Source organism: Ruegeria sp. EL01 (assembly GCF_900313035.1).
Lineage (GTDB): Bacteria > Pseudomonadota > Alphaproteobacteria > Rhodobacterales > Rhodobacteraceae > Ruegeria.
Window position 1 is genome coordinate 202,708 of the sequence record NZ_OMPS01000044.1, and the last position, 21,006, is coordinate 223,713.

Annotated in this window: 23 protein-coding genes, 1 tRNA gene and 1 riboswitch; of the genes, 16 read left to right on the top strand and 8 right to left on the bottom strand. The window is 57.2% G+C overall.

The features are described 5' to 3' along the window. Positions 1-13: 13 nt before the first annotated feature. Together petB and petA are read right to left on the bottom strand one after the other, a co-directional pair. Positions 14-1,345: a cytochrome b gene (gene petB / locus D9K61_RS19125; protein WP_120634787.1), complete on the bottom strand. Its 1,332-nt coding sequence runs from the start codon at positions 1,343-1,345 to the stop codon at positions 14-16. 11 nt (positions 1,346-1,356) lie between these two features. Next, positions 1,357-1,941, bottom strand: coding sequence for a ubiquinol-cytochrome c reductase iron-sulfur subunit (petA, locus tag D9K61_RS19130; protein ID WP_120634788.1), 585 nt, complete (start codon positions 1,939-1,941; stop codon positions 1,357-1,359). Between the two features lie 462 nt (positions 1,942-2,403). Here petA and D9K61_RS19135 point away from each other — a divergent pair, with 462 nt between their 5' ends. Next, positions 2,404-2,850 (top strand): cytochrome c family protein, encoded by a 447-nt coding sequence (locus tag D9K61_RS19135; protein ID WP_120634789.1) that lies wholly within the window; start codon positions 2,404-2,406, stop codon positions 2,848-2,850. Positions 2,851-2,874: 24 nt separating this feature from the next. Here the strand turns inward: D9K61_RS19135 and D9K61_RS19140 are convergent, their stop codons facing one another. Next, the gene (locus D9K61_RS19140) at positions 2,875-3,489 is read right to left on the bottom strand and encodes an FMN-binding negative transcriptional regulator (protein WP_120634790.1); all 615 of its coding nucleotides are present in this window, start codon (positions 3,487-3,489) and stop codon (positions 2,875-2,877) included. Positions 3,490-3,544: 55 nt separating this feature from the next. Beyond that, a riboswitch (FMN riboswitch) is annotated at positions 3,545-3,693 on the top strand. 52 nt (positions 3,694-3,745) lie between these two features. Between D9K61_RS19140 and D9K61_RS19145 the strand changes: the two genes are divergently transcribed. The 5 genes from D9K61_RS19145 to cobO all read left to right on the top strand — a co-directional run bounded on the left by D9K61_RS19145 (position 3,746) and on the right by cobO (position 7,775). After that, complete coding sequence (locus D9K61_RS19145) at positions 3,746-4,264, top strand: 6,7-dimethyl-8-ribityllumazine synthase (RefSeq protein ID WP_256386768.1); 519 nt, start codon at positions 3,746-3,748, stop codon at positions 4,262-4,264. A gap of 127 nt (positions 4,265-4,391) precedes the next feature. After that, positions 4,392-5,492 carry a chorismate synthase gene (gene aroC, locus D9K61_RS19150; RefSeq protein WP_120634791.1) on the top strand — a complete coding sequence of 367 codons (1,101 nt, stop codon included), beginning with the start codon at positions 4,392-4,394 and terminating at the stop codon, positions 5,490-5,492. Further along, positions 5,476-6,138 (top strand): HD domain-containing protein, encoded by a 663-nt coding sequence (locus D9K61_RS19155; RefSeq protein WP_120634792.1) that lies wholly within the window; start codon positions 5,476-5,478, stop codon positions 6,136-6,138. The genes aroC and D9K61_RS19155 overlap by 17 nt, the downstream gene beginning before the upstream one ends. A 45-nt stretch (positions 6,139-6,183) precedes the next feature. Beyond that, positions 6,184-7,119 carry a DMT family transporter gene (locus D9K61_RS19160; protein ID WP_120634793.1) on the top strand — a complete coding sequence of 312 codons (936 nt, stop codon included), beginning with the start codon at positions 6,184-6,186 and terminating at the stop codon, positions 7,117-7,119. Between the two features lie 56 nt (positions 7,120-7,175). Continuing rightward, entirely contained in the window at positions 7,176-7,775 is a 600-nt protein-coding gene (gene cobO, locus D9K61_RS19165; protein WP_120634794.1) for a cob(I)yrinic acid a,c-diamide adenosyltransferase, read from the top strand. A 39-nt stretch (positions 7,776-7,814) separates the two neighbouring features. Here the strand turns inward: cobO and D9K61_RS19170 are convergent, their stop codons facing one another. Both D9K61_RS19170 and D9K61_RS19175 read right to left on the bottom strand, forming a co-directional pair. Then, on the bottom strand, positions 7,815-8,171 hold the full coding sequence (locus D9K61_RS19170) for a hypothetical protein (protein ID WP_120634795.1): 357 nt from the start codon (positions 8,169-8,171) through the stop codon (positions 7,815-7,817). A 212-nt stretch (positions 8,172-8,383) separates the two neighbouring features. Further along, complete coding sequence (locus tag D9K61_RS19175) at positions 8,384-9,250, bottom strand: branched-chain amino acid aminotransferase (protein ID WP_120634796.1); 867 nt, start codon at positions 9,248-9,250, stop codon at positions 8,384-8,386. Positions 9,251-9,409: 159 nt separating this feature from the next. On the opposite strand from D9K61_RS19175, the gene D9K61_RS19180 reads away from it, so the two are divergent. The 7 genes from D9K61_RS19180 to D9K61_RS19210 all read left to right on the top strand — a co-directional run bounded on the left by D9K61_RS19180 (position 9,410) and on the right by D9K61_RS19210 (position 15,913). Continuing rightward, on the top strand, positions 9,410-9,922 hold the full coding sequence (locus tag D9K61_RS19180; protein WP_120634797.1) for a MarR family winged helix-turn-helix transcriptional regulator: 513 nt from the start codon (positions 9,410-9,412) through the stop codon (positions 9,920-9,922). Next, on the top strand, positions 9,919-10,620 hold the full coding sequence (locus tag D9K61_RS19185) for a response regulator (protein ID WP_120634798.1): 702 nt from the start codon (positions 9,919-9,921) through the stop codon (positions 10,618-10,620). Before D9K61_RS19180 ends, D9K61_RS19185 begins: the two co-directional genes overlap by 4 nt. A 69-nt stretch (positions 10,621-10,689) precedes the next feature. Continuing rightward, positions 10,690-11,616: a histone deacetylase family protein gene (locus D9K61_RS19190; RefSeq protein ID WP_120634799.1), complete on the top strand. Its 927-nt coding sequence runs from the start codon at positions 10,690-10,692 to the stop codon at positions 11,614-11,616. Further along, positions 11,613-11,855 carry an exodeoxyribonuclease VII small subunit gene (locus tag D9K61_RS19195; protein ID WP_120634800.1) on the top strand — a complete coding sequence of 81 codons (243 nt, stop codon included), beginning with the start codon at positions 11,613-11,615 and terminating at the stop codon, positions 11,853-11,855. Before D9K61_RS19190 ends, D9K61_RS19195 begins: the two co-directional genes overlap by 4 nt. Next, positions 11,856-12,722 carry a polyprenyl synthetase family protein gene (locus D9K61_RS19200; protein WP_120634801.1) on the top strand — a complete coding sequence of 289 codons (867 nt, stop codon included), beginning with the start codon at positions 11,856-11,858 and terminating at the stop codon, positions 12,720-12,722. Between the two features lie 16 nt (positions 12,723-12,738). Continuing rightward, positions 12,739-14,667: a 1-deoxy-D-xylulose-5-phosphate synthase gene (gene dxs / locus D9K61_RS19205; protein ID WP_120634802.1), complete on the top strand. Its 1,929-nt coding sequence runs from the start codon at positions 12,739-12,741 to the stop codon at positions 14,665-14,667. Between the two features lie 226 nt (positions 14,668-14,893). Beyond that, on the top strand, positions 14,894-15,913 hold the full coding sequence (locus D9K61_RS19210; RefSeq protein ID WP_162946965.1) for a hypothetical protein: 1,020 nt from the start codon (positions 14,894-14,896) through the stop codon (positions 15,911-15,913). Between the two features lie 143 nt (positions 15,914-16,056). Here the strand turns inward: D9K61_RS19210 and D9K61_RS19215 are convergent. Next, positions 16,057-16,132 (bottom strand) — tRNA-Thr (locus D9K61_RS19215). A 252-nt stretch (positions 16,133-16,384) separates the two neighbouring features. On the opposite strand from D9K61_RS19215, the gene D9K61_RS19220 reads away from it, so the two are divergent. The 3 genes from D9K61_RS19220 to arsJ are packed head-to-tail and all read left to right on the top strand — an operon-like array spanning position 16,385 to position 19,475. Next, on the top strand, positions 16,385-17,218 hold the full coding sequence (locus tag D9K61_RS19220) for a helix-turn-helix domain-containing protein (RefSeq protein WP_120634804.1): 834 nt from the start codon (positions 16,385-16,387) through the stop codon (positions 17,216-17,218). Continuing rightward, the gene (locus tag D9K61_RS19225) at positions 17,215-18,213 is read left to right on the top strand and encodes an ArsJ-associated glyceraldehyde-3-phosphate dehydrogenase (protein ID WP_120634805.1); all 999 of its coding nucleotides are present in this window, start codon (positions 17,215-17,217) and stop codon (positions 18,211-18,213) included. Before D9K61_RS19220 ends, D9K61_RS19225 begins: the two co-directional genes overlap by 4 nt. Next, a complete protein-coding gene (gene arsJ, locus D9K61_RS19230; protein WP_120634806.1) occupies positions 18,210-19,475 on the top strand; it encodes an organoarsenical effux MFS transporter ArsJ in 1,266 nt (421 codons plus the stop codon). The genes D9K61_RS19225 and arsJ overlap by 4 nt, the downstream gene beginning before the upstream one ends. A 339-nt stretch (positions 19,476-19,814) precedes the next feature. Here arsJ and D9K61_RS19235 read toward each other — a convergent pair whose 3' ends face one another. Beyond that, positions 19,815-20,540 (bottom strand): RNA polymerase sigma factor, encoded by a 726-nt coding sequence (locus D9K61_RS19235; RefSeq protein WP_120634807.1) that lies wholly within the window; start codon positions 20,538-20,540, stop codon positions 19,815-19,817. Then, positions 20,522-20,980: a plastocyanin/azurin family copper-binding protein gene (locus tag D9K61_RS19240; protein ID WP_254055825.1), complete on the bottom strand. Its 459-nt coding sequence runs from the start codon at positions 20,978-20,980 to the stop codon at positions 20,522-20,524. Before D9K61_RS19240 ends, D9K61_RS19235 begins: the two co-directional genes overlap by 19 nt. Positions 20,981-21,006 lie beyond the last annotated feature (26 nt).

Genomic DNA, 21,006 nt, shown 5'->3' on the forward strand with positions numbered 1-21,006 from the left:
TTTTCAGTCCCTCTTACTCGGCCGGCGTGGCGTCAGCGTCAGCCTTGCCATAATGCGCGTTGAAGTCTTCTTCGATGGTTTCCGGCGGAACCTCGGGTTTCTCGATCACACCCAGAAGCGGCAGGATCACAAAGAAATAGCCGAACCAGTAGGCCGATGCGATCAATGAGAAGGTCGCATAGGGCTCTTCCGCGGGCATCGCGCCCAGCCACATCAGGGCAAAGAAATCGACGATCAGCAGGTAGAACCACCATTTGAACATCGGACGGTACTTGCCCGAACGCACGCTCGACGTGTCCAACCAGGGTGCCAGCGCCATCGCCAGGATCGCACCGAACATCGCCAGGACACCAAAGAACTTGGCGTCAACGATACCACCGGTCACAAAGCTTGCGATCTGCACGACCCAGACTTCGCCGGTGAACGCCCGCAGGATCGCGTAGAACGGCAGGAAGTACCATTCGGGAACTATGTGCGCAGGCGTGACCAGCGGGTTGGCTTCGATGTAGTTATCCGGGTGGCCCAGGTAGTTCGGCATGTAGCCAACGATGGCCCAGAAAACGACCAGGATCACGGCCAGCGCAAACAGGTCTTTGATCACGAAATAGGGCCAGAACGGCAGCGTGTCTTTTTCAGCCTCAGCTTTCGAGCCACGTCGCACCTCAACACCCGTTGGGTTGTTGTTGCCCGTGGTGTGGAAGGCCCAGATATGCACGACCACCAGCGCCGCAATGATGAAGGGCAGCAGGTAGTGCAGTGAGAAGAAGCGGTTCAGCGTCGCGTTGTCCACGGCGGGTCCGCCCAGCAACCATGTCTGGATCGCTTCACCCACAAACGGGATCGCGCCAAACAGACCGGTGATCACGGTTGCGCCCCAAAAAGACATCTGCCCCCAGGGCAGAACATAACCCATGAACGCGGTACCCATCATCATCAGATAGATGAGCATCCCGATGATCCATGTGATTTCACGCGGGGCTTTGTATGAGCCATAGAAAAGACCGCGGAAGATATGGATATAGACCGCCACAAAGAACAGCGATGCGCCATTCATGTGCAGATAGCGGATCATGTAACCGCCATTCACGTTGCGCATGATATGTTCGATGCTGGCAAAGGCCAGATCAACATGCGGAGTGTAATGCATCACCAGGACGATACCGGTGACGATTTGCAACGCCAGACAGAACGTCAGGACGATGCCCCAGATCCACATCCAATTCAGGTTCTTGGGGGTCGGGATCATAAGGGTGTCATACAGCAGGCCAACGATGGGCAGGCGGCTGTGCAGCCATTTCTCGCCGTTTGTCTTCGGCTCGTAATGATCGTGGGGAATTCCGGACATTTGGGTCTCCCTTAGCCGAGTTTGATGGTGGAGGCGTCCACCCATTCAACAGGCGGAATTGGCAGGTTCTCAGGCGCAGGGCCTTTGCGGATACGACCGGCAAGGTCGTAATGCGAGCCGTGGCAGGGGCAGAACCAACCGCCAAAATCACCGGCATCACCCAATGGCACACAGCCCAGGTGGGTACAAACACCCATCTGAACGATCCAGGCACCGGGCGCTTCGCCTTCGGGCGAGGGCATAACGCGGTTGGCATCGGTTGCCGGTGCATCGGCGTTCAGGTTCGCGTTACGCGCCAGCGGATCGGGCAGAGCGGCTAGCCCTTCTTCGTCCTGCTGCGCTGCTTCCTGAATTTCTGCGCCAGTACGGTGGCGGATAAAGACGGGCTTACCCAACCATTTAACGGTCAGCTGCGTACCCGGCTCGACCCCGCTGACATCCTGACGGATCGAGGACATCGCCTGCACATCCGCCGAAGGGTTCATCTGATTCACCAAGGGCCAGACGACGGCCCCTGTAGCAACGACACCTGCGCCGCCAGCGACGTAGTAGAGGAAATCTCTGCGGGTGCCTTCGTGGTCTTCTGCGTGGGACACGAGGTTATCTCCGATTTTCTGGCGCCCGAGAACGGGCAAATAGCTCGCGCACCGCACGAATGCGGCGTCTTAACCGCGCTATCTATCGGGGAGAATAGAGTTCGTCTAGCGGTCTTAAATGCGCAATACGCCGCATCTGGGCATTATGTCACGCCGCAACGGGATTTTTTTGATGTCCCGCAGCCACATCTTTTGTCGCCACATCGAATCGAGAGGTGTTGATTCGACCCGGAATGTTACACCGTCTCAGCGTCGTTTAAGCCGGCTTGGCGATGTTAAGGCAATTTGCGGCCTTTCCGGCCAGACTCTCGCATTCTTCAAGCGCCTTGCTGCCACAAGAAGAAGCTTCCGTCTTAAATCATTATTTTTAAATAGATATTTTTCCGCATCAGTTTCCTGTTGCACATTTTACGCGATCGCAAGTAAGTCCGCGTCGCGCGAACTCCTATCAGGAGAAACCCCATGTCAAAGGTCAATTTGATCGCAATCTTGTTCATGTCTGCCTTTTCCACCCAAGCCATTGCATCTGGTGATCCGGCAAAAGGTGAAAAGCTCTACAACCGATGTTCGTCCTGCCATGCAATCATCAAGGACGGCGAAGTTTTGGTGAAAGGCGGAATAACCGGCCCGAATCTCTATGGTGTTGTCGGTCGCGTTGCCGGGTCTGAGGCTGATTATCGCTATGGAAGCGAACGACTACCGATTGGTATGTTCACCGACGACATGATCCGCGCAGGCGAAGCAGGGCTCGTCTGGTCTGAGGAAAACATCGCCACCTATTCCGAAGACCCCATTGAATTCATCAAAATCTATCTGAATGATGAAACCGCCCGCCCCAACATGAGCGTCAAGTTGAAGAAGGGTTCCGAGGACATCGCGGCCTTTCTTGCCACGTTCAACGCGCAGTAAGACGATTCCCTGAACAGACGTTGGTCACGTCCTTCGCATCAACGTGGCCAGCAGTTCGGATTCGCTCCCAAAACCATGCGCGTGCACCCGATCGGCGGCCCGAAGACGCACTTCGTCCGTTTTGTTCTGGTTCAGCTTCCATGTCCCCTGAATGTCATCGACCCGCATTCGGCACGGGACAATCATTCGCATCATTCTGGCCAGGACTTCGTCGGGCATCTTTCCAGTGGTCCATGGGGGTTTCGGCAACAGACGCTCTTCGTAGAAGGCGGACTGTCGATCCAGCAGGTCAAGCAACGAGTCATGCGGCAACTGCTCAAGCTGGCCCGTCAGATGCACCGCCACGTAATTCCAGGTCGGTACCTGATCCTCGATCTCATACCAATCGGGTGAAATGTACACATCCGGCCCCGACACAGCGATCCGTACGGTTTGTGGTTGCTCTAACATCCTTACGATGGGATTCGAGCGCACCAGATGCAGATCAGCCTGCAATCCATCCACGGTCAGCAGAAACGGAACGTGACTCAGGACTGGGGCATCCTCGGTCGACACCGCCAGAACGCCAAAGGCGCGATCCCGTGCAAACGCGACATGACGAGCGTGTTCTTCGGCGCGGAAGGCAGGGTTTGGGTGCATCGCTATTCTCCTGGCAAAATCTCTTGCAGAATTGGCGCCACCTTGGCAAGGTCGCCCCTGTTCTCAGGGCGGGGCGAAATTCCCCACCGGCGGTATGCGGGCTTTGATCCGTAAGCCCGCGAGCGGCCCCGGTGTTCGGGGTGACAAGCAGATCTGGTGAGAGACCAGAGCCGACGGTTATAGTCCGGATGAAAGAGAACGTGCAGTGCGCCGATGATACGGCGTGGCTGCTCGTGATCGCCTTGGGTGACGTGTCATGTCGTGCTGGCAGAGAAAAGTGGATACCGGTTTTTGCGACCGCCAGCAGACCACCAAACCGCGAAAGGAGATCATGATGACACACACCCGCTATGCTTTTATCAAAGCCAACTGGCATTCCGATATCGTTGACCGCGCGCTTGACGGCTTTCAGCAGCTCATTCCCGCCGAACAAGTCGATGTATTCGACGTCCCCGGCGCGTTCGAGATGCCCCTGCTGGCCCGCGATCTGGCCCAGACCGGGCGTTACGGCGCTGTCGCCTGTGCCGCCTTCGTCGTGGATGGTGGCATTTACCGGCATGATTTTGTGGCCCAAGCCGTGGTTGACGGGCTGATGCGCGCCGGGCTGGACACCGGTATTCCTGTCCTGTCGGTCTCTCTGACGCCGCACCAATATCAGGAAACGGAACACCACAACGCGATCTACCGCGCGCATTTCATCGAAAAGGGGCGCGAAGCGGCCCAGGCTGCGCTGAAGATTACAAAGACACGCGACTCTCTTTCGCGAGCCGCCTGATCTTCATCTTTTCAGAAATACTCCATAGCGCCGCCCACCGGGCGGCGCTACATCGCAAGTCAAACGCAAATCCGCTTGAGGCCAAAGACACTCCCCGCTAATCACGACGCACAAAGGAGCATGCCTTATGTCGATGAACAGTTTTGGCCATCTATTCCGCGTTACCACCTGGGGCGAAAGCCACGGACCAGCGCTGGGCGCCACTGTCGATGGCTGCCCTCCGGGTGTGAAAATCGACGAAGCGATGATCCAGCACTGGTTGGACAAACGTAAACCGGGGCAGAACAAGTTCACAACACAACGCCGCGAGGCGGACGCCGTGAAGATCATGTCCGGCGTGTTTGAAGGCCAGACAACCGGTACCCCAATTCAGTTGATGATCGAAAACACCGATCAACGCTCGAAGGACTACGGCGACATCATGGACAAGTTCCGTCCGGGGCATGCCGATATCACTTACTGGCAGAAATACGGGATCCGCGATTATCGCGGCGGCGGGCGCAGTTCGGCCCGCGAAACGGCATCACGCGTGGCGGCCGGAGGGCTGGCGCGCGAAGCGATCAAGCAGATTGCGCCGAATGTTCAGATCACCGGTTACATGACCCAGATCGGCCCACACAAGATCGACCGGGGCAATTTCGACTGGTCACAGATTGAACAGAACCCGTTCTGGACCCCAGACGCCAAGGCCGCCGAGGATTGGGCCACGTATCTGGATGGCCTGCGTAAGTCAGGCAATTCCGTTGGTGCCATTGTCGAGGTGGTTGCCCGCGGTGTCCCCGCCGGCATCGGCGCGCCGGTTTATGCCAAGTTAGACACTGACCTGGCCGCCGCGATGATGTCAATCAACGCCGTCAAAGGGGTTGAAATCGGTGAAGGTATGGCCGCTGCCGAACTTACGGGTGAGGCCAACGCAGACGAGATATTCATGGGTCAGAACGGCCCGCAATACAACTCGAACCACTCCGGCGGGATACTGGGTGGGATTTCCACAGGGCAGGATGTTGTTGTGCGCTTTGCTGTGAAACCAACCTCATCTATCCTGACAACGCGCAAGACCATAACCAAATCCGGCGAAGAGACAGAGATCATCACCAAGGGCCGCCACGATCCTTGCGTCGGCATTCGGGCGGTTCCGGTGGGCGAGGCGATGATGGCCTGCGTGATCCTCGACCACCTACTGCTGCACCGGGGTCAGATCGGCGAGAATCGTGGCCATATTGGCTGAGCTACGCACCCTGCTGCGTGAGGTTGTCATACAGCGGATGCAGACCGATCCCGCCCATGATCTGGCACATCTGGATCGGGTCTGGGTCAATGCTCAGTTGATCGCGGACGATCATGCGGACATGACGGTATTGCTGGCTGCCAGTTATCTGCATGATCTGGTGAACCTGCCCAAGGACCACGCCGACCGCCATTTGGCATCCCGTAGATCCGCAGGGGAATCAGAGCCTATTCTTGCTGAATTGGGCTTTGAGGCGGCGGATATTCACGCCGTGCAACACGCGATCGAAGCCCATAGTTTCTCGGCCAACATCCGACCAGAAACGTCCGAAGCCCGTGTTTTACGCGATGCAGACCGGCTGGATGCGTTGGGCGCGATTGGGATTGCCCGCACATTCTCGGTGTCTGGTGCTCTGGGTCGGGTGCTCTACGATCCGGCCGACCCGTTTGCCGAAAATCGCGCGCTGGATGATCTTCAATTCTCTATCGATCACTGGAAGGTCAAACTGCTGAACCTGCCACAGGACATGCTGACTGAAGGCGGCAAACGGCTTGCTCAACACAGAACCGTCTGGATGATCCGCTATCTGGAAGAGCTAGCAAACGAAATCGGCAATCCTCTGCCGCAATCATGGATCGATCCCTGATCCGATCCGTTGATCTTTCCGCGTCAAAGGCGCAAGGTCCCGCCGATGGCAAAATCCTTAACATCGCATCGACCGGTCCTGGCCGTGACGCTGAAGCTCAGCGCCCTGTTTCTGTTCACGTCTATGTCGGCTTTGGTCAAGGTGCTGTCCGAGGATTTCCCGCCTGGTGAGCTGGTTTTCTTCCGGTCGTTGTTTGCCATTCCGATCATCATAATCTGGCTGATTGCACGCGGTGAGCTGGCGCAAGGCTTTGTTGTCAAGAAACCGATGGGCCATTTCTGGCGCGGAGTATTAGGCACAACCGCCATGGGCCTGACCTTTACCGGGCTGAGCCTACTGCCGCTGCCCGAGGTCACTGCGATTGGGTATGCCACACCCATCTTCACCCTGATTCTGGCGGCTGTAATGCTGGGCGAACGTATCCGCATGATCCGTATTGGGGCCGTCGCCCTGGGCCTTTTTGGCGTTCTGATCATGGTCTGGCCGCGCCTTGGCAGCACCGAAATGGAAACGGCTGCCACGATTGGTGCGCTCTGTGTTTTGGGGGCGACCATTGCCCGGTCGTTTGTGCAAATACACATTCGGCAACTGGTGCAGGTGGATCATCCCGCCGCCATTGTTTTCTATTTTTGCGTCACTGGAACGCTGCTGTCGGGTTTGACGGCTTTTTGGGGCTGGACCATGCCCACATGGGAACAGGCGACGATCTTGATCGCGGTTGGATTGACCGGTGGCGTGGCCCAGATCCTCGTGACCTCGTCTTATCGGTTCGGGCAGGCGTCGATGCTGGCGCCCTATGATTACACCACCATGCTGTTTGCCATTGTCATCGGCTATATTTGGTTCGACGAATTGCCGACAGTTGCCATCCTGATCGGGGCCGCGCTGGTGATCGCGGGCAACGTGGTAGTGATTTGGCGCGAACATCAACTGGGGCTGGAACGCGGCAAAGCGCGTTCTGTCACGGACCCCAAAGCGTGACTTTACCTTTTGCGAACTTCCCCTAGGTTGGGCGCAACAGTTAAAGAGGGTTTCCCATGAGCGACGCGCAGGATCATAAGGACAAGATGCAAAAGGTGCAGGCCAAGCACCGCAAAAAAGTATCCGAGGCCGTCGACCCGGGACGTGGGCTGGTTCTGATCAATACCGGTAAGGGCAAAGGCAAATCCTCGGCCGCGTTTGGCGTCGTGATCCGTGCATTGGGCTGGGGTCAGAAGGTCGCTGTTGTGCAGTTCATCAAAGGCAAATGGAAAACCGGCGAGCGGCGCTTTTTCCAAGAGCGTGATCTGGTGACCTGGCACACGATGGGTGAGGGTTTCACCTGGGACACCCAGGATCGCGAGCGTGATATCGCGGCGGCCAATGCGGCCTTCGACAAAGCCTGCAACCTGATGGCAAACGGCGAGTATGATCTGGTTGTTCTCGACGAGATCAACATCGCGCTGCGCTATGAGTACCTGTCGATTGACCAAGTGATCGAAGGTCTAAACGCGCGATCCGACCGCACGAGTGTCTTCCTGACCGGGCGTGACGCGCCACAAGAGCTACGGGATTATGCTGATCTGGTGACAGAAATGACCGAAGAGAAACACCCGTTCCAATCCGGGATCAAAGCCCAGCGCGGTGTGGATTACTAAAAGGTCAAAAGATCGACGCGGGGTTTTCCTCGGCGTCGATCACTCACCTGTTGTGCGTCGTTTCGCCAGCAGGGTTTCAAAGACATACCGCACCGATCCGCGCCGACTGGCTGCGCTTTCGGGCAATATCGTGTCCGTCACAGGTTCTTCATCTGCGAGCGCGCGTTTCTTCTGATCGGCATAGGCTGCAAAATCATCATCACAACACGAGCATCCACACGACGTGGCCGCATCATGTCGGGAGATGATTTCGTCGAGCGTATCGCCCATTCCTGACCCTTTCGCCCCTGAGGCTTTCCAATCTGCAATTCGTTTCCGAGGCGGCGGCGTGCCATCACCATGTCCTGCGCTAAGCACGCGAACCGCCTCGAAACTCAGTGCCGGATGGTAGATCATCTGGCGTTGGTATATAACTGATTATTTTTGTCAGGAAATTCAAGTCAAAAGTGCATCCCGAACGCAACATGGGTGCAGATTGGTTTTGGCTGTTTATGGAGGGTGTTCGTCAACCTCTGCTTCAGGGGGCCAGACGGGCCCTGCGACAGAAGAAAAAGTGAGCCGCCGGTTCTGAACCGGCGGCTCAAATCCTAATTGTCTCGATCGTGGTGTCAGCTGCGGACGAGGTTTTCGTAGTCGCCGGCGATTTCACGGGTCAACTCGCCCACCTCAAAGGTGTAGTCGCCGATTTGCCCAACCGGCGTGACCTCGGCCGCTGTGCCGGTCAGCCAGCATTGTTCGAAACCGGCCATTTCCTCGGGCATGATATGCCGCTCGATCACGTTGATTCCTTTGTCTTTCAACATCTGAATCACGGTCTGGCGAGTGATACCGTTCAGAAAGCAATCGGCGAGCGGGGTATGCACCTCACCATCTTTCACGAAGAACACATTGGCGCCCGTCGCTTCGGCCACGTATCCACGGTAATCCATGAACAAAGCGTCCGAACACCCTTTGGCCTCGGCCTTATGTTTCGAGATCGTGCAGATCATGTAAAGCCCTGCTGCCTTGGCATGCACCGGGATCGTTTCCGGGCTGGGACGCTTCCAGTCGGCGATGTCCAGCTTAGCGCCCTGCATCTTGGCGTCACCGTAATACGCCCCCCAAGGCCAAACCGCGACCGCCATGCGGACCGGGTTCTTCGCCGAAGCCACGCCCATATCTTCACCCGAACCGCGCCAGACAAGTGCCCGCACATAGGCATCTTGCAGCCCACTGGCTTTCAATGCCTCTTCCTTTGCAGCCTCGATCTGATCAATCGTGTAAGGCATCGGCATATCCAAAGCCTCGGCCGACGCGATCAATCGTTCTGAATGCGCGCGGCTTTTGAAGATCTTGCCGTTATAGGCGCGCTCACCTTCGAACACGGAGGACGCGTAATGCATCGCGTGGGACAGGAGATGCACGTTGGCGTCCCGCCAAGGCACCAGTTCGCCATCCATCCAGATGACACCGTCACGATCGTCATACCCCGCCATGCGAAACCTCCTGAACCGGGTTGAATTTCCGATTGTTGCGCTATTTAGGTCCGATGTGGGCATAAAGTTGCGCAAAAACTGCAATTCGATACCTGTACACTCTTGGAATGTCAATAACGCTGACATAAAGTCGAACCCGTGTAACGAATGAGGCATGATATGTCCGACATCCGCCCCGCCCCTTTGTTTGGTGGCGAAAGCTTGTTGTTTTTGACCGATGAGCAATTGCGACAAGGGATCGAGGCCATGTTCTTTGCCTATCGTGGGTTCACTGCCGACCCCGATCGCATTCTGGCCGAACTCGCCTATGGTCGCGCACATCATCGCGCAGTCCATTTTATCAATCGCGCGCCCGGTACAACAGTCAACAACCTTTTGGCCATTCTGGGCGTTACAAAGCAGTCGCTGAACAGGGTTCTCAGAACCTTGATTGAAGACGGTCTTGTTGAAAGCCGTGTCGGAACCGTCGACAAACGCGAACGCCATTTGTTTCTGACAGAAAATGGCCGGGCACTGGAAGCACAGTTGTCGGATGCCCAGCGCGCCCGCATGCGCGCGGCCTTCAAAGACGCGGGCCCCGAAGCGGTTGCCGGATTCCGCAAAGTGCTTGAAGCAATGATGGATGCTGATATGCGTCATGCCTACACGAAACTTCGGGACACGACCTCATGAGCAACATGGACGCCCACCTGCTGATTGTGGATGATGATGAGCGCATCCGCGATCTGCTTAAGAAGTTCCTGATGCGAAACGGGTTTCTGGTCACGGCAGCACGGGATGCGGCACATGCGCGACGGGTCTTATCGGGGTTGGACTTCGATCTGATCGTCATGGATGTGATGATGCCCGGTGAAGATGGTGTCAGCCTGACCCGCGCATTGCGCGACACAAGCACCACGCCGATCCTGTTGCTGACGGCCCGTGGTGAGACCGAACATCGGATTGCAGGCCTTGAAGCCGGAGCCGATGATTATCTGGCCAAACCCTTCGAGCCCAAAGAGCTGTTGTTGCGGATCAATGCCATTCTACGGCGGATGCCTGAAACACCCGCACAGGATGCGGCGGCCAAGGTTCTGTCGCTTGGCCCGATCCGCTATGACATTGAACGCGGTGAGATGTGGCAGGGCGAAGACCCGGTGCGTCTGACCGCCACTGAAAGTCAATTGATGAAGATCTTCTCGGCCCAACCCGGAGAACCAATCAGCCGGGCAAAGCTGGTCGAGGATCTTGGGCGCGACAAAGGACAGGCGCAGGAGCGTGCCGTGGATGTCCAGATCACACGCCTGCGCCGCAAGATCGAACAGGACCCGAAACAGCCGCGTTACCTGCAAACGGTGCGGGGTGCCGGTTACATGTTGGCGCCAGATTAACAGTGCCGCTACGCGGCGTTTTCAGGCCTTCGGCGAGGATATTTTTAGCCAGATGAACAAGGGAGTCCGATGAAAACAGCCCTATTGACCCACGCGGATTGCCTTGGGCATGTGACACCAACAGGACATCCCGAACGGGTGGCCCGGTTAGAGCATATTCTGCACGCATTGGAACCTTTGGACCTGAACCGGGTCACAGCACCGCTGGCCGCAGATGATGATTTGCTACGCGTTCACCCGGAAAGTCACATTCGGGACATTCGAGGCAACCGGCCAAACGACGGATTCGCCCAGATTGATGGTGATACGTTCATGTCTCCGGGGTCGGTGGATGCGGCCTATCGTGCGGCTGGGGCAGCTGTGCGCGCGGTGGATATGGTTTTGGGCGGCGAGGCACCAAATGCGTTCTGCGCCATCCGGCCACCGGGACATCACGCTGAAAAAGACACTGCAATGGGATTTTGTCTGTTTGGCAATGCGGCGCTGGCGGCCAAACACGCCTTGGATCATCATGGGTTAGAGCGGGTCGCCGTAGTCGATTTCGACGTGCATCACGGCAACGGAACACAGGATCTTTTGTGGGAAGAACGGCGCGCGCTGGTGATCACCAGCCAGCAAATGCCACTATGGCCCGGATCGGGGCGACCGGATGAATCCGGTGCGTATGACACGGTGCTGAATATTCCGCTGGCCCCCGGCACCGGTGGGGCCGAGATGCGGGCCGCCTATGAAACACAGGCCTTTCCACGTCTGCGAGCGTTCAAGCCGGAACTGATCATCATCTCGGCCGGGTTTGACGCGCATCAGGACGATCCGCTGGCCAATCTGAACTGGTCGACCGGCGATTTCGCCTGGATCACAGCTGAGCTCTGCAAAATTGCCGATGAGGTTTGTCAAGGCCGTATCGTCTCGACTCTGGAAGGCGGGTATGATCTGAACGCCCTTGCCGATGCAACGCGCGCCCATGTGGAAGAACTGATGAAGGCAGCCCGATGACCGATACCCCCGTTGAGCAAATGACATTTGAACAGGCGATGAAAGAGCTTGAGGCCGTTGTTGGCCAGCTGGAGCGTGGTGACGTGGCGCTGGATCAGTCTATCGCGCTGTATGAACGCGGTGCGGCGCTGAAGAAACGCTGCGAGGATGAGCTGAAGCGCGCCGAAGAAAAGGTCGCGGCGATCACTCTGGATGCCAATGGTCAGCCGACCGGGACGACACCAGTCGAAGGTCAGTAAATGTTTCGCGAAAGACTGGCGCAGGATGCCGCGCGCATTCAGGAACAGTTCGATCTGGTTCTGGGCGCGTTGGACGATCTGAATGTGACCCACGCGATGGCGTACGCCACACGGGGCGGCAAGCGGTTACGCGGTTTTCTGGTACTGGAAAGCGCCCGATTGCATGCCATCGACGCGGCACGCGCGATCTGTCCAGCCACAGGCATTGAGGCGCTGCACGCCTATTCGCTGGTGCATGATGATCTGCCCTGCATGGATGATGATGACCTGAGGCGCGGACGCCCGACCGTTCATGTGAAATGGGACGAAGGCACCGCTCTGCTGGCCGGGGATGCGCTGCAGGCATTGGCGTTTGAATTGTGTACCCGGATCGAGGTTGGAACCGCTGAAATTCGTGCTGACTTGGCTTTGACTTTGGCCAAAGCCAGTGGCGCGCAGGGGATGGTATTGGGTCAGGCACTGGATGTTGATGCAGAGACCGCCCCGAACCCCTTGACCCTGCGCGAGATCACCCGCCTGCAATCCGGCAAAACCGGCGCGCTGATCGAATGGTCTGCCTGCGCCGGAGCGCGTTTGGCACAGGCTGATCCCGAGCCGTTGCGCCAATATGCCCAAGCCCTTGGCCTTGCTTTTCAAATTGCCGATGACATCTTGGATATCGAGGGTGACGTCGAAAAGGCAGGCAAACGCCTGCAAAAAGACGCCGAGGCAGGGAAGGCAACATTTGTTTCTCTGCTGGGGCTGGACGCCGCCAAGACCCGTGCCATTGATCTGGTGGATCAGGCCTGCGCGGCGCTTGACGGATATGGCCCCAAGGCTGAAACCTTGAAGGACGCCGCCCGCTTCGTTATTGCCCGGGACAGCTAAGCCAGGAACGCGCCAAATGTCTGAACGCCCGAACACGCCCTTGCTGGATCTTGTGAACCGCCCGGCGGATCTCAAGCAGTTCTCGGACGCTCAATTGCACCAGCTGGCACAGGAATTGCGGACCGAGACTATTTCGGCCGTATCCGTCACGGGCGGGCACTTGGGCGCAGGTCTTGGCGTGGTCGAACTGACGACGGCGTTGCACGCTGTGTTCGACACGCCGCGCGACAAGATCATCTGGGACGTGGGCCACCAATGTTACCCGCACAAGATCCTGACCGAACGCCGCGACCGTATCCGCACGTTGCGCATGAAGGATGGCCTCAGCGGGTTCACCAAACGCAGCGAGAGCCCCTATGACCCGTTTGGAGCGGCCCACAGTTCAACCTCGATCAGCGCGGCGCTGGGGTTTGCCGTTGCCCGCGATCTGGGCGGTGTCACCCCCGAAGGGTTGGGTGATGCAATCGCCGTGATCGGTGATGGATCGATGTCCGCAGGTATGGCGTTTGAGGCGATGAACAACGCGGGTCACCTGAAAAAGCGCCTGATCGTTATCCTGAATGATAATGAGATGAGCATCGCGCCGCCCGTTGGTGCCCTGTCCAGTTACCTGTCGCGGATCTACGCGGAGGAGCCCTTTCACGATCTGAAAGCCGCTGCCAAAGGTGCGGTGTCCCTTTTGCCAGAGCCATTCCGCGAAGGGGCCAAACGCGCCAAGGAAATGCTAAAAGGCATGGCTGTTGGCGGCACATTATTCGAAGAACTGGGCTTTTCCTATCTCGGCCCCATCGACGGGCATGATCTGGACCAGCTGTTGCCGGTTCTGCGAACGGTCAGGGCAAGGGCGACCGGTCCGATCCTGATCCATGTGTTGACCAAAAAGGGCAAGGGTTATGCCCCGGCCGAACAGGCCCGGGACAAAGGGCATGCGACGGCAAAATTCGACGTGGTCACGGGCGAACAGAAAAAAACGCCTTCCAATGCGCCGTCTTATACCTCGGTCTTCGGCAAGACCCTGGTGGATGAGGCATCACGCGACGACAAGATCGTGGCGGTGACAGCCGCGATGCCGGATGGCACCGGGTTGAACCTGTTCGCCGAACGCTATCCGTCGCGCTGTTTCGATGTGGCCATTGCCGAGCAGCATGGCGTGACATTCTGCGCTGCGCTTGCCGCGGGTGGGATGAAGCCATTCTGTGTGATGTATTCGACCTTCCTGCAGCGTGGTTACGATCAGGTCGTGCATGACGTGGCGATCCAACGCCTACCGGTGCGCTTTGCGATCGACCGCGCCGGGCTTGTGGGCGCGGACGGGGCGACCCATGCCGGATCTTTCGACGTTGCATACCTGTCCAACCTGCCCGGAATGGTTGTCATGGCCGCTGCGGATGAGGCCGAATTGATGCACATGGTGGCCACCGCTGCCGCGCATGACGATGGCCCGATTGCCTTCCGCTATCCACGCGGTGAAGGCGTAGGGGTCGATCTGCCAGACCGTGGCGAGGTTCTGGAAATTGGCAAGGGCCGAGTGATCCAGAAAGGCGCGCGCGTCGCATTGTTGTCCTTTGGCACCCGGCTGGCCGAAGTTCAGAAGGCCGCCGAGGCATTGTCAGCCAAGGGTATTACCCCGACCATCGCCGATGCCCGCTTTGCCAAGCCGATGGATCGCGATCTGATCCTGCAACTGGCCGCCGATCACGAAGCTCTGATCACCATCGAAGAAGGCGCGATTGGCGGTTTCGGCAGTCATGTCGCACAGCTGCTGGCCGACGCAGGCGTATTTGACCACGGGCTAAAGTATCGCTCGATGGTTTTGCCGGATGTTTTCATCGATCACGCCAACCCTGCGGATATGTATGCGGTGGCTGGCATGAATGCCGAACATATCGAAGCTAAGGTGCTGGACGTTCTCGGCGTCGCTTCGATTGGAGAAAAGCGAGCTTAGAAACTGACCAACTTGCTCCGCTTCACGCGCCAGTGAATTAGATGCCCGCACAAACCGAAGCGTTTGACGCGCAATTCAATCAATTGGGCGAGCACCTGAGCTAAACACGCTGACTGCACTGAGGTCTCAGCGCGTTTGCCAGACCCTTCATATCTGGAAAGTCGCCGACGCACCGATTTCATGTTACCCTTCCTGTTGTGGAATGCCGAAACAAGAAGGGGACGACGTGACTAAACGTCGAGTTAAACTGGGTTATTTCGCAATCGCGTTGCTGCCAGTTTGTGTTTTTGCACTGCATGAGATCATCCAAAAGCACATGATTGCGACCGAGTTGGACGTCCCCGTCAGCATTCTTGTCGACGAGCGGACGTGGCTTGAGGCGGTTGGACGGTTTCGATTTCTTGCGGCAGCATGGTTTTTTGCCGCCCTCACCTTGTTGCCTGTGGCTGTTCTTGCCCGCAACTTATCACGCCCAATGGAGCGTCGGACCAAGATAACCGCCATTACAATTGTTCTGACCATTCTTCTTCTGGCAGTTGTGCCCACTGTCCAGCAACATATGGCGTCCAGGACCCCGCAAATCTATCACCAGGTTGGGAGGGCCGTATTTGAATCGGCCTTGTCTCAGGGAACTCTGCCCGGATGCATAGACCCCGAGGATTCCTGGCTGCTGGGAAGATGCGGTGACATACCGGTTTTTACGTTGTTCAGGCGTATTTTGGACGTGATCAATGCACTTGCCGGGCTCGCCATTGGGTCATTGATCGTGGGGATGATCCTGTGTCTGGGATCCCGCGAAACCCGTGATATCGAAGAAACGGCAGCCGAGTTGGCGAAGAACCTGCGTCAGATGCGGCAGCAACTGTACTTATCCAGTCTCATCCTCACCTTTGGCATGTTTTTTGCGGCAAGCTGGATGTACTGGCCCCTGCCTGTGATCTCAGATTCTGAAAAGGCCGCCTACAATTCGCTCGTGACCGCGTCCGCGCTTTTTACAGGGACTTATTTTTGCTTGTTGATGTTGAGCTATTTCCTTCCTGTGGCTGTCATATTGGATGGAAGGATCGCCAATCTTGCAGTCGCGGCCAGCCGGGAAAGTGGGGCTGAGGATGCGTTTGACATTGAAGATTGGAGGTCTTCACACAAGCTGGCTGAGGGAACGGGCGACATCATACGTGCTGGCTTTGCCCTTGCCGCGCCAATACTGGCAGCATTCGCCGGGGGAATATCCCCGATCACCGGGTAACGGCTGATCGAACCACCAATGATTTTTACCCAACCATTGGCGAAATCATGGGACGCGCCGAGAAAAACAGGCAGATCCGAATGCGGATACAATGCGGCTCAGATAATCTAGCCAAACATACGTTAACGTTTATTGAATTTACGTGGTGCCGCTGAAGGGACTCGAACCCCCGACCCCATCATTACGAATGACGTGCTCTACCAGCTGAGCTACAGCGGCGACCTTTGCTGTATCGGCGAAACTCGGCGGTCTCACCAAGATGCGACGGCTCGTTTAAACGGTCAGCTGAAACTGTGCAAGCCTCGATATCGCGGTTGTTTGTCAGGGTTCGATCCAATTTTGGCATTTCTGGCGGACCTCTGAAAACGGTCCCCGGGCAAAAACCACGCCTTCACCAAAAACGCAAAAACTTCGATTCGGATTGTCAAATACGACTCGACACAAGCTTACTAATTCCATATTTCATGAAATATGATAGAAGAAGTAACCAACCAGTTGGCCATCCTTGGCCACCCGCAGCGTATCACCGTATTTCGCATGTTAGTGCGACGGTTTCCTGACACTGTTGCCGCAGGCGAGCTTGCATCGGAACTGGCCATCAAACCCAGTACCCTGTCGAACTACCTGAACGCGCTGCAACGGTCAGGGCTGGTGTCCCAGACACGGTCCGGGACCTCTCTGCGCTATTCTGTTGAGATGAAGAACGTGCAGCATATGCTCGACTTTCTGATCGTTGATTGCTGCCGTGGCCGCCCCGATCTTTGCATGCCTTTCACCCAACGAGGTGACGCCATGACGGACCGTAAGTTCAATGTTCTGTTCATTTGCGTCGGCAATTCTGCCCGCTCAATCTTTGCTGAAAGCGTGCTGCGCGAAATTGCGGGCGACAAGTTCAATGTGTTTTCAGCCGGGACACTGCCCAGTTCCAAGCTGAACCCGTTTGCCCTTCGGGTCCTGAACGACAAAGGCCACGACACGTCGGTACTGCGCTCAAAGAATATCTCGGAATTCAGCGGGCCGGGCGCACCGGAAATGGATTTCGTGTTTACCGTCTGTAATCAAGCGGCAAACGAAGAATGCCCGGCGTGGGAAGGCCAGCCGATCAGCGGGCATTGGGGCATGGTCGATCCGGTCAAAGCCATCGGCACCGACGCCGAGAAAAGCCTGGCATTCCAGAACGCTTACGGGGCGCTGAAACGCCGGATTGAGGCCTTTACATCGCTGCCGGTCGAAAGCCTGGACCGCATAGCGCTGCAATCTGCCGTTGATGACATCGCCAGGACACCATCTGAGGAAATAACATGACGACATATGCTGTGAACGGGCTGGGCCGGATGGGAAAGCTGGCCCTGAAACCCTTGTTGGAAAGGGGCGCAAAGATTGCTTGGATCAATGACGCCGTGGGTGACCCGGAAATGCATGCACATCTGCTGGAGTTCGACACCGTTCACGGGCGTTGGGACGCCACGTTCGCACATAACGAAAACAGTGTAACGATCAATGGAACCCGCCTGCCCTTTGTCGGCACCAAAGACCTGAATGCCTTGCCTCTGGACGGGGTGGATGTGGTGATCGACTGCACCGGCGTCTTCAAGACCGAGGCAAAACTGGCCCCGTATTTCGAAGCGGGTGTAAAGAAGGTCGTCGTCTCAGCGCCTGTCAAAGATGGTCCGACGGCCAATATCGTCTGCGGCGTCAATGAAGACACTTATGATCCATCCGCGCACCGCATCGTGACCGCGGCCTCGTGCACCACCAACTGCCTGGCCCCGGTGGTCAAGGTCATCCATGAAAACCTCGGTATCCGTCACGGGTCTATGACCACGATCCATGATGTGACCAACACGCAGACCATCGTGGACCGCCCCGCAAAAGACCTGCGCCGCGCGCGGTCTGCACTGAACTCTCTGATCCCCACCACCACCGGGTCGGCCACAGCCATCACCTTGATCTACCCCGAGCTTACCGGGCGGCTGAATGGCCACGCGGTGCGCGTTCCGTTGCTGAACGCATCGCTGACCGATTGCGTTTTTGAGGTCGAACGGGAAACCACGGTAGAAGAGGTCAACCGCTTCTTCAAAACCGCCGCCGAAGGCCCGTTGAGGGGAATTCTTGGTTATGAAACCCGCCCGCTGGTTTCGACCGATTACACCAACGACGAACGGTCTTCGATCATCGATGCGCCCTCGACCATGGTGGTGAACGGAACGCAGGTTAAGATCTACGCGTGGTACGACAACGAAATGGGTTATGCGCATCGTCTGGTCGATGTTGCCCTGATGGTTGGTGCCTCACTGTGACCCAAAGGCCCGAGGGGCTGTCGGCCTACATCGCAGTCACAGTGGCCTATTGGGCCTTTATGCTTACCGACGGGGCGCTCAGGATGTTGGTGCTGTTGCACTTTCACACTCTGGGCTTTTCGCCGGTTCAGCTGGCCTATCTGTTTGTGCTCTATGAAATTGCTGGAATGGCCACCAATCTTGCGGCGGGGTGGACCGCGGCACGTTTCGGACTGACCTCAACCCTGTATGCCGGGCTTGGGCTGCAGGTTTTGGCGCTACTGGCGCTGACACAGCTTGATCCGGGCTGGACCATCGGAGTTTCGGTTGCCTTTGTGATGATCGTGCAAGGGGCCAGCGGGGTCGCCAAGGATCTGGCCAAGATGTCCTCGAAATCCGCCGTGAAACTGCTGGCACCGACTGAGGGCGGCGGGTTGTTCCGCTGGGTCGCTGTGCTGACCGGATCCAAAAACGCAGTGAAAGGTCTTGGGTTCCTGTTGGGCGCGGCACTGCTGGCGATTTTGGGCTTTATCTGGGCCGTTCTGATCATGGCAATTGTGTTGGGCGCGATCCTGATTGCCGTTGCGATCCTGATGCCGCCCGGCCTGCCAAAGGGCCGCAAAGGCGCGAAATTCTCCGAGGTGTTTTCGAAATCTGCCAATGTAAACTGGCTGTCGGCGGCGCGCGTCTTCCTGTTCGGCGCGCGCGACGTTTGGTTTGTCGTTGGCATCCCGATCTATTTCTACGCCGTGCTGTCCGACGGAACTGAAGACGGTAACCGAACGGCGTTCTTCATGATCGGCACGTTCATGGCCATTTGGGTTATCCTCTACGGAGCGGTCCAGGCCAGCGCGCCAAAGATCCTACGCGCCGCCGAGCGACCCGAAGGCGACCTGATCCGCGCCGCCCGCAGTTGGGCAGCGCTGTTGTTTTGCGTACCCGCTGCCCTCATGGGTGCCGTATTGATGACCTCTGGCCCTGAGCCTTGGCTGACGATCACCCTGGTAATTGGCCTATTGGTTTTTGGCGCCATCTTTGCGGTCAATTCCTCGCTCCATTCCTACCTGATCCTGTCCTTTACGCAGGCTGAACGGGTCACAATGGATGTCGGATTCTACTACATGGCAAACGCAACCGGGCGATTGCTTGGCACGGTGCTGTCCGGCCTGACTTACCAAATCGGAGGGTTGCCTCTTGTGCTGGGCACGGCCGCGCTCATGATTGTCATTGCGGCGCTGACATCTGGAAAACTGCATGTTCAGACATCCGAGACCCTGTCATGAACCTCTTTGAGTGCTAACTGACCGTCTGGGTCGCGCGTGCCATGATTGGGGGCCTGATCTGGGCGATGATCCAAAACCCATCGCAACACTCTCAATTGATCTGTGGCCGCAGCCCAAGGGTCCCGAACGGATTGTGGCTTCCGTCATTTACGCAACAACCGAAGCGAATTTCGCCCAAATCAATGGTCTCTTTTGTGTCTTAAATTTGATAAATGCCGCGTGTGAAGCGCCAAAGTCGCAGGATAGTCCACCGGTCCTTTTCTGGTGTAGCGAAAAGGCAAATGTCAGCGGTCGCCGGGCTGTCGCCCAGCTAATTACCGAACCTCTTTTGATTCACGATCACCCCGACAACCCCATCCCGTTGGCCTGCAACCTGTCGATTACGCGTCTAGCCATGTAGGCACATCGCTTTCCTCCGAATGGGAAGATAGCCTCGAACCCACCCTGAACCTGTTGCTCGATCGAGGATCGCAAACGACGGCGGGCGCGATACAGGCGGGTTTTTACGGTGATCGGGTTGATCTGGAGCTCTCGGGCGATGGCAAGAATGCTCATCCCTTCCGTTTCTCGCAATAGAAACGGCAGCCGCATATATGGTGGCAACTCAGATACGGCAGTTTCCAACAGCCCGCGCAGCTGTGTCCGACCAAGCGTGGTCTCGGGAAGTTCGGATATCTGACCGGGAAACGCGAGTACCTTAGGCAGATTGACCTCGTCCACGGTATCGTACTCTTCGGCGGGACGAGCTTGTCTGCGCTGCATTCGTGACGCGTTGATAACGATCCGCGTGATCCAGGTAGAAAATCTTGCGCGCTCGCGAAAGCTCTCCAGTTTACTAAACGCGGAAAGGTAGGCCTCTTGCAGTGCTTCTTCGGCTTCGGCGTCGCTATCGACGATTCCGCGGGCAACGCGAAACAGACGGGGATTCAGACGGCGGATCAGTTCCCTGACCGCCAGTTCGCTTCCGGTTCTCGCAGCGTCTACAAGTTCAGCCTCGGACTTGCTCGCATCTGCTTGTGCTTCGTGTCTGAGGTGTGGTTCGACCTTCACGACCTGTCCTCCCATCTGACCGCACCTTCCGCGATGACCTTGTCGACCGGTGGCAAAACGGCCAAAACCTGATCGGATACATCGTCATCATCTTCGGTACTGTGGTCCCAGCCAACATCGCCAGGCGTCCCGACAACAACGCGCCCGACCATCGCGGCCATCTCATGTGGTAAGCAATAATAGTCATACACGCCCGGAACCGTTAGCGTGACCTCGAAATATTCGTCCGGTAGCAGAAAGTCGCTATCCCAGGGTGTTGCCAACTCAGGAATGCGCCGTTTTCGGTCATAGTTATCAGGGTGATAGGCGGTCGCTGTGTGGCCATTCCCCGGATCACGATTGGTGAAGCGTATTGTCGTGCCCGATGTGACCGATAGACCGAAGGGATCAAACCAAACCCGCTCTCCCCGTGCGCTTCCGCGCATAACGACCTCGGCGACGGTTTGTGCACCCACGGATCGCGAGGCCGCGAGGGAGGCGA